Raw genomic sequence first — 13461 nt, 5'->3', positions numbered from 1 at the left:
AAGGCCTTCCGTGTCCCCGACCCCCGGCACCCCCTCCTGCGTCACCGCGGTCGACACCTACGACATCCGCTTCCCGACCTCGCGCGAGCTCGACGGCTCCGACGCGATGAACCCGGACCCCGACTACTCGGCCGCGTACGTCGTGCTGCGCACCGACGCGACCGACGCGTCCGCCGGTCTGGAGGGGCACGGCTTCACCTTCACCATCGGGCGGGGCAACGATGTCCAGGTCGCCGCGATCGACGCCCTGCGGAGCCATGTGGTCGGACGGTCCGTCGACGAGCTGTGCGACGACCCGGGCTCCCTGTTCCGGGACCTGATCGGCGACAGCCAGCTGCGCTGGCTCGGTCCCGAGAAGGGCGTGATGCACATGGCCATCGGCGCGGTCGTCAACGCGGTGTGGGACCTGGCCGCCAAGCGCGCCCACAAGCCCCTGTGGCAGCTGCTCGCCGACGCCGAACCCGAGTGGCTGGTCCGCCAGATCGACTTCCGCTACATCACGGACGCGCTCACCCCGGGCGAGGCGCTGGAGCTGCTGCGACGGGGGAAGGAAGGCGCCGAGGGCCGGAAGGCCCAGCTGCTCGCACGGGGCTACCCCGGCTACACCACCTCCCCGGGCTGGCTCGGCTACAGCGACGAGAAGCTCACCCGGCTGGCCGCCCAGGCCGTCGCCGACGGGTTCCGGCAGATCAAGCTGAAGGTGGGCGCGGACCTCGCCGACGACGTACGGCGCTGCCGCGTCGCCCGCTCCGTCGTCGGCCCGGACATCCGCATGGCCATCGACGCCAACCAGCGGTGGAACGTCGACGAGGCGATCCAGTGGGTCACGGCGCTCGCCGAGTTCGAGCCGTACTGGATCGAGGAGCCGACCAGCCCCGACGACGTGCTCGCCCATGCGGCGATCCGCAAGGCCGTCGCCCCCGTCAAGGTCGCCACCGGCGAACACGTCCAGAACCGCATCGTCTTCAAGCAGCTCCTCCAGGCGGGCTCCCTCGACGTCCTCCAGATCGACGCGGCCCGCGTCGGCGGCGTCAACGAGAACCTGGCGATCCTGCTGCTCGCGGCCAAGTTCGGGGTACCCGTCTGCCCGCACGCGGGCGGGGTCGGGCTGTGCGAGCTCGTCCAGCACCTGGCGATGTTCGACTACGTGGCCCTGTCCGGCACCATCGAGAACCGGGTCATCGAGTACGTCGACCATCTGCACGAGCACTTCCTCGACCCGGTGGTGATCCGCGAGGGTCACTACACGGCACCCACCGCGCCGGGCTTCTCCGCCACCATGCGGCCGGAGTCCATCGCGGAGTACACGTTCCCGGGCGGCACCTTCTGGGCCGCCGACCTCGAGACGCAGAAGAAGGGACACGCGGCATGAGCGACTTCGAGGGTCTCAGGGCGCTGGTGACGGGCGGTGCCTCCGGTATCGGCCGGGCGACCGCCGAACTCCTCGCCGCCCGTGGCGCCCGGGTCGCCGTCCTGGACCTCGACCCCTCCTCGGTCGAGAAGCCCCTGCTCGGTTACCGGGCCGACGTCACCGACGACACCTCCGTACGCGAGGCCGTGGCCGCGGCGGTCGCCGACCTCGGCGGACACGGCGTACTGGATGTATTGATCAACAACGCGGGCATCGGCGCCCAGGGCACGGTCGAGGACAACGACGACGAGCAGTGGCACCGCGTCCTCGACGTCAACGTCGTCGGCATGGCGCGCGTGACCCGCGCCGCCCTGCCCCACCTGCGTGAGTCGGCGCACGCCGCCATCGTGAACACCTGCTCCATCGCTGCCACCGCCGGTCTGCCGCAGCGCGCGCTGTACTCCGCGTCGAAGGGCGCCGTCCTCTCCCTCACCCTCGCCATGGCCGCCGACCATGTCCGTGAGGGCATCCGTGTGAACTGCGTGAACCCCGGCACGGTGGACACCCCGTGGGTCGGCCGCCTGCTGGGCGCCGCCGCCGACCCGGCCGCCGAACGGGCCGCCCTCGAAGCCCGCCAGCCCACCGGCCGTCTCGTCTCGGCAGCCGAGGTCGCCGGCGCCGTCGCCTACCTGGCGAGCCCGCTGTCCGGCGCCACCACCGGGATGGCGCTCGCGGTGGACGGCGGCATGCAGGGGCTGCGGCTGCGGCCGGTGGGCCAGTGAGCACGCTCGGCAGGAGCGGCGTCGACGTCAGCGCGCTGTCCTTCGGCGCGGCCGGCATCGGCAACCTGTACACGGAGGTCGGCGACGAGCAGGCGGACGCGGCACTGAGCGCCGCCTGGTCGGCCGGCATCCGGTACTTCGACACCGCGCCGCACTACGGCCTCGGCCTGGCGGAGCGGCGCGTGGGCGCGTTCCTGCGGGAGCGGCCGCGCGACACGTACGTGATCTCCACCAAGGTGGGCCGCCGCCTGGAACCCGCCGACGGGCACGGCGACGACCTGGCCCACGGCTTCGCCGTACCCGCCACCCACCGCCGCGTGTGGGACTTCAGTGCCGACGGCGTACGCCGGGGCCTGGAGGACAGCCTGGAGCGGCTCGGCCTCGACCGCGTGGATGTCGTCTACCTCCACGACCCGGACGACCAAGCCGAACAGGCCTTCCGTGAGGGCTACCCCGCGCTGGAACGACTGCGCGCCGAGGGCCTCGTCGCGGCGATCGGCGCGGGCATGAACCAGTCGGCCATGCTCACCCGTTTCGTGAAGGACACCGACGTCGACGTGGTGCTCTGCGCGGGCCGGTACACCCTCCTCGAACAGGGCGCGCTGGCCGACCTGTTGCCCGCGGCCGAGGAGCACGGGACCTCCGTGGTCGTCGGCGGTGCCTTCAACTCCGGCCTGTTGGCAGACCCGAAGCCCGGAGCTACCTACAACTACGCTTCCGCTCCTGAGGAGTTGGTGGCGCGGGCCCTGAAGCTGAAGGCCATCGCCGAACGGTACGACACGACGCTGCGTGCCGCCGCGCTCGCCTTCCCCGGTGCGCATCCGGCCGTCGCGAGCGTCCTCGTCGGCGCCCGTTCGGCGGACGAGGCCCGCGACGGAGCAGAGCAGTTCGCGGCCGTCGTGCCCGCGGACTTCTGGCGGGAACTGGTCGCCGAGGGACTGCTGCCCAAGGACGCACCCGTACCCGCGTCCGGAGAGGAGACGCCGTGAGAGTCGCCCTGCACACCAAGGTCCGAGCCGACCGCGTCGAGGAGTACGAGGCCGCGCACCGCGAGGTCCCGAAGGAGCTCACCGACGCGATCCGCAGCGCCGGAGCCGCCTCCTGGACCATCTGGCGCAGCGGCACCGACCTCTTCCACGTCCTGGAGTGCGAGGACTACGCCCGTCTGCTGGCCGAACTGGAGAAGCTGCCGGTCAACATCGCGTGGCAGGCCCGGATGGCCGAGCTGCTCGACGTCGTCCACGACTACTCCGGCGAGGGTGCGGACGCCGGACTGCCCGTCGTGTGGGAGCTGCCGTGACCGTCGACGCCCACCACCATGTGTGGGACCTCTCCGTACGCGACCAGGACTGGATCACGGGTCCCGAGCTCCAGCCGCTGCGCCGTGACTTCACCATGGCGGACTTCGAACCCGAGGCCCGTGCCCTGCACATCGACCGCAGCGTCCTCGTGCAGACGATCACCGTCGCCGAGGAGACCCCGGAGTTCCTGGCACTCGCGCAGCGACACGAGCTGATCGCGGGAGTGGTCGGCTGGACCGACCTGACGAGCCCCGGCGTCGCCGACGAACTGGCCCGGCTGCGCGAACTTCCCGGCGGACCGTATCTGAAGGGCATCCGCCACCAGGTCCAGGGCGAGCCCGACCCCGAGTGGCTGCTCCGCCCGGACGTACGCCGGGGACTCGAAGCGGTCGCCGCGGCGGGCCTCGCGTACGACCTGGTGGTGCTGCCTCATCAGCTCCCGGCCTGCGTCAGGGCCGCCGCCGCCCTGCCCGGCCTCACCTTCGTCCTCGACCATCTGGGCAAACCGCTCATCGCCTCCGGAGAACTCCAGCCCTGGGCGTCCGACGTCCACGCGCTCGCGGAACTCCCCAACACCGTGTGCAAGCTGTCGGGGATGGTGACGGAGACGGACCCGGGGAGGTGGCGTTCGGGCTGGCCCACGGGGGAGCTGCGTCCGTACGCCGACACGGTGCTGGACGCCTTCGGTCCCGGCAGGCTGATGTTCGGCTCCGACTGGCCCGTCTGCACCCTGGCGGCGACGTACGCCGAAGTCGCCCATGGCTCGGGCGTGTTGGTGCTCGGGCTGAGCCCGGACGAGAAGAAGGACATCTTCGAGGGAACCGCCACGCGTGTCTACGGCCTCTGACCGCGTACGACGTCCGCACCGGCCAGGCGGGTCGGCGGCAGGTACTCCCGTACGTACGTCCGGTGCCAGCACGCGCCCGTCTCCCGCAGCTCCCGCCATGTCGTGAAGCGGTAGCGGAAGAGCCGGGCGCGGACATAGCGGGGCGGGGCGTCCGGCGGGAACGGGGAGCGGCGCAGCAGCTTCAGCGTGTCGCGGTCGTTCTCCAGCAGCCGCTCCACCAGTCCGCCGAACCAGGCACCGGCGTACATGGGGGAGAGCGCGGCGAACCACATCAGCCAGTCGAGCCGGAGGTGGTACGGCGCGAACTGGCGCGGCCAGTGCCGTGGATCGCCGGGCTTGCCCCTGAACTCGTACTCCCGCCACTCGGAATTCTCCCGCGCCAACTCGTCCGCCGTGCCCTCGACCACGACCTCGTACCGGACGCGGCTCACGCTGCCGAACGCGCCGTACGTGTTGACCAGGTGGAACGGGTCGAAGGAGCGGTTCATGACCTGGCCGCGGGAGATCATGTTGCGGACCGGGTGGTAGCTCAGGCCCACCACCAGCGCGGTCGCGGCGATCACGACGACCTCGTACCAGAGTGGTGCTCCGGGCACGCCCGCCGGTGCGGTGCCGCCGTAGTCCACGGCGGACAGGGCGAGCACGATGGTGATCCAGTTCAGCCAGGAGAAGTTGCCCGACAGAACCAGCCACAGCTGGGTGAGGATCATCAGCGACGCGGCGGCCGTCGCGATCGGCTGCGGGGTGAACAGCAGGACGGGCACGACGAGTTGGGTGAAGTGGTTGGCGGCCACCTCCACCCGGTGCAGCGGCCTCGGGAGGTGGTGGAAGAACCAGCTCAGCGGGCCCGGCATCGGCTGCGTCTCGTGGTGGTAGTACAGACACGTCAGCTTCCGCCAGCACGCGTCGCCGCGCAGCTTGATCAGCCCGGCGCCGAACTCCAGGCGGAACAGCACCCAGCGCAGCAGGAAGAGCACGAGGACCGGCGGGGCGACCTCGTCGTTGCCGAGGAAGACGGCTAGGAAGCCCACCTCCAGCAGCAGCGACTCCCAGCCGAACGAGTACCAGGTCTGGCCGACGTTCACGATCGACAGGTACATCACCCACGGCACGAGCCACAGCACCATCGCGCCCCACAGCGGCAGCAGCGAGTCCAGCCCCGCGATCAGCGCCACCGACACCGCGCAGCCCGTCCAGGCCCAGGCCGCGAAGAAGCGGTCCGAGTAGTGCACGTGGAACACGCCGGGTGCCTGACGGAACGTGACCCGCCGCAGGAACACGGGGACCGGCAGCATCCCGCGCTCGCCGATCAGCGCGCGGAACTGGAGGGCCGCGGTGAGGAAGCCGGCCAGATACATGACAGCCAGAGCCCGTTGGAAGACCAACCGGCTCATCCAGTAGTCGGGGACGGTGAACCACTCCACGCGCGCTGCTCCCGGCTCGGTGCTCCTGGGGTGCTGGCCAGACAGGTGCACTACTGACAATAGTGAACGAAAGCAGTTCGGAAACTGGACACCCCACTCGATTATTCGGACAAATCCTGGCATGGTGTCCCCATGGCTGATCGGGGAGCGAGCGCCCGGTCACTCCCGGACGACTGGCCGGTCCACCCGGATCCGATCCTGGCGCTCAACCGCATGGGCGGCTTCGACTGGGACCTGAACGCGGGCATCATGCGGATGGACGCCCGGGCCCACGAGGTCCTCGACGTGCGCCCCGACGAATTCGACGGCAGACCGATGGCGCTGTCGACGCGCGTGCCGCCCATGGAAGGGCAGCGGCTCGACAGCCTCGTCTCCCAGGCACTGAAGGACGGCAGCGAGAACTACGGGGCGTACTTCCGCATCCGCCGCCGCGACGGCTCGCTGCGCTGGACGCACGCCCAGGGGCGCATCCTGCGCGACGGGACGGGTCGGCCGCACCGGATCATCGGCATCGTCCGGGACGCCACCCAGGAACTCGGCGACGCCGAGGCCCGCTACGAGCGGACCGCCGAGGACGAGGTCCGCCGCCGGCAGACGAACGTCGTGCAGCTGACCACGGCCGCCCTCGCCCACGCCCGCACCGTCCAGGATGTGATCGACGTCCTCGCCGACCCCCACGGCCCCACCCACCTCGGTGCGATGAGCCTGGTCATGGGCCTGGTGGAGGGCGGACGCATCCGTGTGGTCGCCACGGGTCCCACCGACGGCCAGGTGCCCGGCACCCGGCTCACCCGCCTCGACGCGCAGTACCCGATGAACGAGGTGGTGCGGACCCTCACACCGCACTTCATCGAGTCGCCGGAGGAGTTCGCCGAGTGCTACCCCCTGCTGTGGCCGCACATCACCGACCTGAAGATCACCTCGGCCGCGTATCTGCCGCTCATCGCCCAGGCGAGGCCCATCGGCGCGATGGGCCTGCTCTACAAGGACAGGCGTGGTTTCCCCCCGGAGGAACGCAACGTCCTCGTGGCACTCGGCAGCGGCATCGCGCAGAGCCTGCAGCGGGCCATGTTCTACGAGCAGGAAAAGGACGTGGCCCAGGCCCTCCAGCAGGCCATGCTGCCGCGCTCCATCCCCAGCGTCCCGGGCGCGGACGTCGCCGTACGCTACCGGTCCGCCTCCCTCGGCCGGGACATCGGCGGCGACTGGTACGACCTGATCCCGCTGCCCGGCGGCCGTGTCGGCGCCGTCATCGGCGATGTCCAGGGACATGACACGCACGCGGCGGCCGTCATGGGCCAGCTGCGGATCGTGCTCCGCGCGTACGCCGCCGAGGGCCACACCCCGGCCGCCGTGATCGCCCGCGCCTCGGTGTTCCTGCACGAACTCGACACCGACCGCTTCGCGACCTGCCTGTACGCCGAGGCCGACCTGTCGACGGGCGTGGTCCAGGTGGTCCGGGCCGGCCACATCGACCCCTTGGTCCGGCACACCGACGGCACCTGCCGGCGGATCGACGTGGACGGCGGCCTGCCGCTCGGCCTGTCCGCCGAGTTCGGGCGCCTGGAGTACCCCGTCTCCACCGTCGAACTGGAACCTGGCCAGACCCTGCTGCTGTGCACCGACGGCCTCGTCGAGCAGCCCGGCGCCGACCTCGACGACGGCATCCGGGCGCTGATGGCGATGGTGGCCTCCGCACCGGACGACGTGCGCGACCTCGCCGACCGGCTCATCGACGCCGCCGACGAGCGCGGCGGTGACGACGATGTGGCACTGCTGCTCCTGCGCCGCCGGGCCCCGTCCGCGCAGCAGGTCGCCGCGACGCTCCAACGGCACATCGCGTCCGGCGAACCGGAGGCGCTCACCGAGGCCCGGCACATGATCCGGATCGCCGCGTCCGGGTGGGGCGCCCGCGAACGCACCGACGAGATCGAACTCGTCGCCGACGAGCTGATCACCAACGCGCTGATGCACACGGAAGGAGCCGCGATCCTCAGCCTGCGTGTCCCCACCGGCTCCGACCGGCGGCTGCGCGTCGAGGTCGAGGACTCCTCCAGCGCCCTGCCGCGCCGCCGCGACGCGGGGGAGTCGGGTGTCTCCGGTCGTGGTCTGCTCCTCGTGGATCTGCTCTCGGACGTGTGGGGCGTGGAGGCACGCGGCGGAGGCAAGTGCGTGTGGTGCGAGTTCGTGGTGGCGGACCGGGGCCATGGGGACGACCGGGGTCATGGGGACGACCGGGGTTCCGGGCCCGCCCAGCACTGAACCTTTTGCATCGGCGCCGACACCCCACATTCGCCCCTCCCGTCCCGTATGGCGGCGCCCGGCCCGGATGGCACTCTGGACGTATGCCGGAACTGCCCGAGGTCGAAGCGCTGCGGGACTTCCTGGCCGAGCACCTGGTCGGCCACGAGGTCGTCAGGGTGCTGCCCGTCGCGATCAGCGTCCTCAAGACGTACGACCCTCCCGTCAGCGCGTTCGAGGGCCGCGCGGTGACGTCCGTGCATCGCTACGGCAAGTTCCTCGACATCGAGGCGGACGGCCTGCACTTCGTGACCCACCTGGCCCGAGCGGGCTGGCTCCAGTGGCGGGACCGCCTCCCCGACGGCCCGCCCCGCCCGGGCAAGGGCCCCCTCGCGCTCCGGGTCGCCCTGGAGACCGGCGAGGGGTTCGACCTCACGGAGGCAGGCACCCAGAAACGGCTCGCGGTGTACGTCGTACGGAACCCGCGGGAGGTCCCGGGTGTGGCCCGCCTCGGCCCGGACCCGCTGGCGGCCGACTTCGGCGAGGCGCGTTTCACGGAGCTGCTCGCGGGGGAGCGGCGTCAGATCAAGGGTGTGCTGCGCGACCAGAGCGTGATCGCGGGTGTGGGGAACGCGTACAGCGACGAGATCCTGCACGCCGCGAAGATGTCCCCGTTCAAGCTGGCCTCCTCACTCGGACCCGAGGAGATCACTCACCTGTACGAGGCGCTGCGCACCACGCTCACCGAGGCCGTCGAGCGTTCCCGCGGGCTGGCCGCGGGCCGGCTGAAGGCCGAGAAGAAGACGGGGCTGCGGGTCCACGGCCGCACCGGCGAACCCTGCCCGGTCTGCGGCGACACGATCCGCGAGGTCTCCTTCAGCGACTCCTCGCTGCAGTACTGCCCGACCTGCCAGACGGGCGGCAAACCGCTGGCGGACCGGCGGCTGTCGCGGCTGCTCAAATAGCGGCTGCTCAAGGTGCGGCTGCTCAGACAGTCCACTCCTGGAGCAGCGGCTCGGCTGGGAGACCCCTCATTGCCACGGCGACTCCAGCGCCACCAGCCGCTCGCCCTTCGCCGTGCGCACCTCGAACCGGATGATGTCCTTGCGCGGCATGGCGGCGCCGCCATGCATGTCGGAGGGTTCGGCGGTGCCCTTGGGCGCCATCCAGCTGGCGATCGTCTCCTCGGAGCCGTCCTCACTGATCGCGACGAGCTGACAGGCGCGGCCCCCGGACGGGTCCTTGACCTGCACGTCGATCTGGCTGCCCCAGAGCTTGTCCTCGGCCCGGACCTCGGCCCACACGCCCGTCTCAGCGTCGGTCGCCGCGACGGTGTTCACCTGCTTGCCGGGCCCCGCGAGGACCGCGACGGCGGGCCCGCCCACGGCGAACACCACACAGGCGGCGACCGCGAACAGCCAGCGCCGGCGCCCGGCCCGCTGCCGGGCGGCCACCTCCTCCAGCAGCCGGTCGATCAGCCGCGGGCCGGGACCCGCGAAGGGGTGCACCGCGCGCGGTGTCGCCTGCCGGTACAGCATCAGCTGTCGGGCGGCGGGCCTGAACTCGGTGACCTGCACCGCGCACCGGGGGCACTCGCGGAGATGGTCCTCGAACTGGAAGGCATCCATCTCGTCGAGCACGCCCAACGCATAGGCGCCGACGTCTTGATGACGATCCTGGGACCACATGGCAAATTCCTTGAGCCGGTGATGCGGTGGGGGTTGCTTCTTGCTACCACCGGTACGCACCGGACCGACGAATCACTCAAGTGCTGGGTCACGGAATGGCAACCGAGACATTCGGAGCCGACAAGCCCGCGGATTGGTCGAAGACTGAACGAAAACTAAAAAAGATGGATCGCCAGGTGCCCGAGGGGCAGACCGAGCCGCCAGGCCGGTGTCCACACCTTCGGACCGTCGTCCTCACCGATGACCGCACCGCCGCCCGGCACCGCGTCCAGATCGGGGGCGAGCAACTCCGTCTCCTCCAGCCAGCGCCAGGCCGCGGCGGCCAGGTCCAGGTCCGGGGACGGCCCGCCCGACTCGATCGCCTCGCCGGCCAGCAGCGCCATGCGCTCGCGCACCCAGTCCTGCCACGGTTGGTCGTACGCGGTCAGCGACAGCCAGTTCTCCAGCTGGGAGACGACCCGGATCCCGGAGAGCTCACCACCGGTGTCCGCGAGGAAGATGGTGAGCGCCAGGGCGTCCCGGCCGGCGCGGAACTCGAAGGACGTCGGTGGCATCAGGTCGCCGGTCCTCAGTAGTTCGTCCGCGATGTACTCGGCGTACAACCACGCCATGGGGACGGCCAGTTCACCGCCACCGGTGCCGTCCGTGCTCTCCTGCCCTCTGTGCAGCATCCCTTCCTGCCTTCCTCCGGTGCGTGCGCGTCGCCCGAACCCGGGTCCTGGGACCTGGTGCCGGATTGCCGTCGGCCTGGAGAGCTGACGGTGCGAACCCGGCGACAGGGCCCCATCCGGAACACGGATGAAGACAGCTGATTGCTCAACCGGGGTCCTCAGCAAGGCGCTTTACGGAGGCTTTGCCCGGGGATCGGTTTCACCGCAGTTCAGTCGCGTACCCCGGAAGCACCCTGCGCAGGGCTCGTAGCGCGTAGTAAGCGCGGGACTTCACGGTACCGGGCGGAATGCCGAGGGCTTCGGCGGCCTCCGCCACACTCGCCCCTTGGAAATACACCTGCACCAGGACTTCACGGTGCTCGGGAGTGAGTGTCTTCACAGCCTGCCGTACGTCGAGGGCTGCGGCCGACCGCTCGGCGTGATCGGCGCTCACGCGCGCGTTCTCCAGCACGGCGTCCCCCACCTCGGCGGGCCTGGCCTGACGAGCCCGGCGCGCGTCGATCGCGAGCCGGCGCCCGACCGTGAGCAACCAGGGGCGCACGGAGGTGAAATCGTCCGCGCGGAGCGCTTCGGGGTGCTGCCAGGCGCGTACGAACGTCTCCTGCACCAGGTCCTCGGCGCGCTGCCGGTCCCCGTCGGACAGTCGCAGCATGAGGGCGAAGAGGGGCCGGCCGTGCTCCCGCTGCAATGCGGCCAGCTCGTGCTCGGCGGTCGTCCCGTTCGTGATCGTGGTTCCGGCCGTCATGGCCGTATGGGAACGCGGGACGCCCCGTGGGGACAGAGGGCGGTCACGGGTGTGCGACGGGCGGTCGAACCTGTCGACGAACGGTGCGACGAACGGTCCGTTCCGGCACACGCCAGGACCCCGCCGGGCACGCCGGACGGGCTAAGGGTGGCCAGGATCGAGTGGTCCCGTATGCGGATTCGTGTTGCTTTATAAGTCAATACGATCAATACCTCAGAAACGGGGCGAATCGATGACGACACGCATGCGGCAGACGACTCTTGCCCTCGCGTTCATCCTTCTGGCGGGCCTCACCGCATGTCAGACCGACCAGGACCCGTCGACGCGGACACCGGGCCATGGCACGGCCTCCGCCTCCGCCGGAAAAGCCCGCGGCTTCACGCTCGTCGCCTCCGGAGACGTCCTGCCGCATGCCTCGATCATTCGCCAGGCCGGCGCGGACGCCCGCGGCGCGGGTTACGACTTCCGCCCCATGCTCGCGGGCGTCAAGCCCGTCGTGTCCAGGGCGGACCTCGCGATCTGCCACATGGAGACCGTCTACGGCGCGAACGGCGACTACACCGGCTATCCCGCCTTCAAGTCCCCGCCCGAGGTGGCCGAAGCCCTGGCCGACGCCGGCTACGACGGCTGCTCCACGGCCTCCAACCACACGCTCGACGCCGGCGGCGCAGGCGTCCAGCGCACCCTCGACGCGCTCGACCGCGCGGGAGTACAGCACGCGGGCTCGGCCCGGACGGCCCAGGAGGCGGGCGGCATCACCCTGCTGCGCGCCCCGGGTGGGGCCCAGGTCGGCCACCTCGCGTACACGTACGGCACGAACGGCGTCCCGCTCCCGGAGGGGCAGCCCTGGGCCGTCAACCTCATCGACCCCGACCGGATCCTCGCCGACGCCCGGACCGCCCGCAGGAAGGGCGCCGACGTGGTCGTCGTCTCCCTGCACTGGGGCTCCGAATGGCAGGACGCCCCCGACGCGCAGCAGATCGACCTGGCCCAGCGGCTCACCGTGGCCCGCACCGGCGGCCGCCCCGACATCGACCTCATCATCGGCACCCACGCCCACGTCCCGCAGGCGTACGAGAAGGTCAACGGCACCTGGGTCGTCTACGGCATGGGCGACCAGATCGCAGGCGCCATGGTCAACCACCAGGGCGCCCAGGACCCGCGCGGCAACGAGAGCTCCATCGCACGCTTCACCTTCGCCCCGCCGGCCCGCAAGGGTGCCCGCTGGGAGGTCAAGAAGGCCGAGTACATCCCGCAGTGGTTCGACGTGGGACCCGGCCGCGTCGTCAATCTCAACGAGGCCATCGCACAGGGAGCGGACGGCACCTCCGTACGCGATCGTATTCGCCAGGTGGTCCTGAGCCGGGGCGCCGCCGAGGGCGGGCTGGTCATGGGGCAGTGACCGGACAGCCCTGTGCCCGGGCGGCGTGAATGTCCAGCGCGTGTTTCGAAAGTCCCGTCGTCCGCCCGAAGGGCGGGCCCCGCGGCGGCGATGGGGGTCCCCCGCGCGAGCGAAGCCGAGCGTGGGGGAGCGTGCGATCGCAAGGCGCCGGAGCGCCCTAATGGCGGAGCTATTCGGGTGTTTCGGCAACGCCTGGTGGGGGTGCCCCCACGCCCTTGAGGCAGTGGGGGAGTGCGTGCCAGGCGTCGCGTGCCAGGCGGGACTCTCGAAACACGCCCTAGGGCACGACCGTGACGGGCCAGCGCCCCGCCTTCACCAGCCGGATCGCCACGGAACCGATGATCCGGTGCCCCGCCTGCTCGGACGCGCCCACCACGACGGCGTCCGCCTTCAGGTCGTCCGCCGCCTTCACGAGCCCGTTGTACGGGTCGCCACGGAAGGTGTGGAACTCCCAGCGCATGTCGAACAGGCCCCTGACCCGCTCCGTGGCCTGACGGATCTCCGCGATGAGGCCCTCGGCGATCTCGTCGGTCGTCTGCGCGGCCGGCACGCCGAGCGCGGCCCCAGCCGCCATCACCGGCTGGACGTACACCACGGCGAGCAGGGCGTGCTGCCGTCGGGCCAGACCGGCCGCGTAGGCCGCAGCGCGGAACGACGAGTCGGAGCCGTCCACCCCGACGAGGATCACCCGGGGCCCATCCGTGCCCCGTTCGAACTGGTGCTGCTCTGTCACAGTTGCGAGGCTATCGAATCCGCTGGTCCCGGATCGGACAGGGCATGGCCCGAACGGCTGCGCGAACCCCGAACACACTGCTCCCGCCGGGTGTTTTCATACAGCCATACCGGTGTCCTTGGGGTGAGTCGGCCGGGAAACCGGCGACTGATAAGTCATGACGAACGATCACATGTTTACGCGACGCCGCATGCTGATGGCAGGGGCCGCCGTCGTGGGCGCGTCCGGTGCCGCCGGTGTGGCCGCTCTGCTCGGCGGGGAGACGACCCCGGGCCC

Annotated in this window: 13 protein-coding genes; 8 read left to right on the top strand and 5 right to left on the bottom strand. The window is 71.0% G+C overall.

Going from position 1 to position 13461, the window contains the following annotated elements:
• Positions 1 to 10: 10 nt before the first annotated feature.
• Genes FPZ41_RS26455 through FPZ41_RS26435 form a run of 5 tightly spaced genes read left to right on the top strand, consistent with a single transcriptional unit; the run spans position 11 to position 4281 of the window.
• On the top strand, positions 11 to 1372 hold the full coding sequence (locus FPZ41_RS26455; RefSeq protein WP_322620754.1) for an L-fuconate dehydratase: 1362 nt from the start codon (positions 11 to 13) through the stop codon (positions 1370 to 1372).
• Positions 1369 to 2133 carry an SDR family NAD(P)-dependent oxidoreductase gene (locus FPZ41_RS26450; protein WP_152866188.1) on the top strand — a complete coding sequence of 255 codons (765 nt, stop codon included), beginning with the start codon at positions 1369 to 1371 and terminating at the stop codon, positions 2131 to 2133. Before FPZ41_RS26455 ends, FPZ41_RS26450 begins: the two co-directional genes overlap by 4 nt.
• Positions 2130 to 3122 carry an aldo/keto reductase gene (locus FPZ41_RS26445; protein WP_322620753.1) on the top strand — a complete coding sequence of 331 codons (993 nt, stop codon included), beginning with the start codon at positions 2130 to 2132 and terminating at the stop codon, positions 3120 to 3122. Before FPZ41_RS26450 ends, FPZ41_RS26445 begins: the two co-directional genes overlap by 4 nt.
• A complete protein-coding gene (locus FPZ41_RS26440; protein ID WP_322620752.1) occupies positions 3119 to 3433 on the top strand; it encodes an L-rhamnose mutarotase in 315 nt (104 codons plus the stop codon). The genes FPZ41_RS26445 and FPZ41_RS26440 overlap by 4 nt, the downstream gene beginning before the upstream one ends.
• On the top strand, positions 3430 to 4281 hold the full coding sequence (locus tag FPZ41_RS26435; RefSeq protein ID WP_322620751.1) for an amidohydrolase family protein: 852 nt from the start codon (positions 3430 to 3432) through the stop codon (positions 4279 to 4281). Before FPZ41_RS26440 ends, FPZ41_RS26435 begins: the two co-directional genes overlap by 4 nt.
• Here the strand turns inward: FPZ41_RS26435 and FPZ41_RS26430 are convergent.
• Positions 4269 to 5705: a lipase maturation factor family protein gene (locus FPZ41_RS26430; protein ID WP_322620750.1), complete on the bottom strand. Its 1437-nt coding sequence runs from the start codon at positions 5703 to 5705 to the stop codon at positions 4269 to 4271. The two genes, FPZ41_RS26435 and FPZ41_RS26430, sit on opposite strands and share 13 nt — an antisense overlap.
• Positions 5706 to 5837: 132 nt before the next feature.
• Between FPZ41_RS26430 and FPZ41_RS26425 the strand changes: the two genes are divergently transcribed.
• Together FPZ41_RS26425 and FPZ41_RS26420 are read left to right on the top strand one after the other, a co-directional pair.
• Entirely contained in the window at positions 5838 to 7967 is a 2130-nt protein-coding gene (locus tag FPZ41_RS26425) for a SpoIIE family protein phosphatase (RefSeq protein WP_152866187.1), read from the top strand.
• Between the two features lie 83 nt (positions 7968 to 8050).
• Positions 8051 to 8911, top strand: a complete 861-nt coding sequence (locus tag FPZ41_RS26420) for an Fpg/Nei family DNA glycosylase (RefSeq protein ID WP_152866186.1) — start codon at positions 8051 to 8053, stop codon at positions 8909 to 8911.
• Positions 8912 to 8977: 66 nt separating this feature from the next.
• Here FPZ41_RS26420 and FPZ41_RS26415 read toward each other — a convergent pair whose 3' ends face one another.
• From FPZ41_RS26415 to FPZ41_RS26405, 3 genes are all read right to left on the bottom strand, one after another.
• Positions 8978 to 9634 (bottom strand): zf-HC2 domain-containing protein, encoded by a 657-nt coding sequence (locus FPZ41_RS26415; protein WP_152866185.1) that lies wholly within the window; start codon positions 9632 to 9634, stop codon positions 8978 to 8980.
• Between the two features lie 155 nt (positions 9635 to 9789).
• Complete coding sequence (locus FPZ41_RS26410; RefSeq protein ID WP_152866184.1) at positions 9790 to 10305, bottom strand: hypothetical protein; 516 nt, start codon at positions 10303 to 10305, stop codon at positions 9790 to 9792.
• 199 nt (positions 10306 to 10504) lie between these two features.
• Positions 10505 to 11050 (bottom strand): sigma-70 family RNA polymerase sigma factor, encoded by a 546-nt coding sequence (locus tag FPZ41_RS26405; protein ID WP_131565131.1) that lies wholly within the window; start codon positions 11048 to 11050, stop codon positions 10505 to 10507.
• Between the two features lie 232 nt (positions 11051 to 11282).
• Here FPZ41_RS26405 and FPZ41_RS26400 point away from each other — a divergent pair, with 232 nt between their 5' ends.
• Positions 11283 to 12452 (top strand): CapA family protein, encoded by a 1170-nt coding sequence (locus FPZ41_RS26400; RefSeq protein ID WP_152866183.1) that lies wholly within the window; start codon positions 11283 to 11285, stop codon positions 12450 to 12452.
• 277 nt (positions 12453 to 12729) lie between these two features.
• Here FPZ41_RS26400 and FPZ41_RS26395 read toward each other — a convergent pair whose 3' ends face one another.
• Positions 12730 to 13185, bottom strand: a complete 456-nt coding sequence (locus FPZ41_RS26395) for a universal stress protein (RefSeq protein ID WP_322620749.1) — start codon at positions 13183 to 13185, stop codon at positions 12730 to 12732.
• Between the last annotated feature and the right edge of the window lie 276 nt (positions 13186 to 13461).

Source organism: Streptomyces acidicola (genome assembly GCF_009377235.1).
GTDB classification, from domain to species: Bacteria; Actinomycetota; Actinomycetes; order Streptomycetales; family Streptomycetaceae; genus Streptomyces; species Streptomyces acidicola.
The sequence above is the reverse complement of the archived record's forward strand: the minus strand, read 5'-3'. Positions and strand labels throughout refer to the sequence as shown.

Coding starts and splice junctions, on each gene's coding strand:
- FPZ41_RS26450 (WP_152866188.1), top strand. CDS start 1,369: ATGAGCGACTTCGAGGGTCTCAGGGCGCTGGTGACGGGCGGTGCCTCC.
- FPZ41_RS26425 (WP_152866187.1), top strand. CDS start 5,838: ATGGCTGATCGGGGAGCGAGCGCCCGGTCACTCCCGGACGACTGGCCG.
- FPZ41_RS26420 (WP_152866186.1), top strand. CDS start 8,051: ATGCCGGAACTGCCCGAGGTCGAAGCGCTGCGGGACTTCCTGGCCGAG.
- FPZ41_RS26415 (WP_152866185.1), bottom strand. CDS start 9,634: ATGTGGTCCCAGGATCGTCATCAAGACGTCGGCGCCTATGCGTTGGGC.
- FPZ41_RS26410 (WP_152866184.1), bottom strand. CDS start 10,305: ATGCTGCACAGAGGGCAGGAGAGCACGGACGGCACCGGTGGCGGTGAA.
- FPZ41_RS26405 (WP_131565131.1), bottom strand. CDS start 11,050: ATGACGGCCGGAACCACGATCACGAACGGGACGACCGCCGAGCACGAG.
- FPZ41_RS26400 (WP_152866183.1), top strand. CDS start 11,283: ATGACGACACGCATGCGGCAGACGACTCTTGCCCTCGCGTTCATCCTT.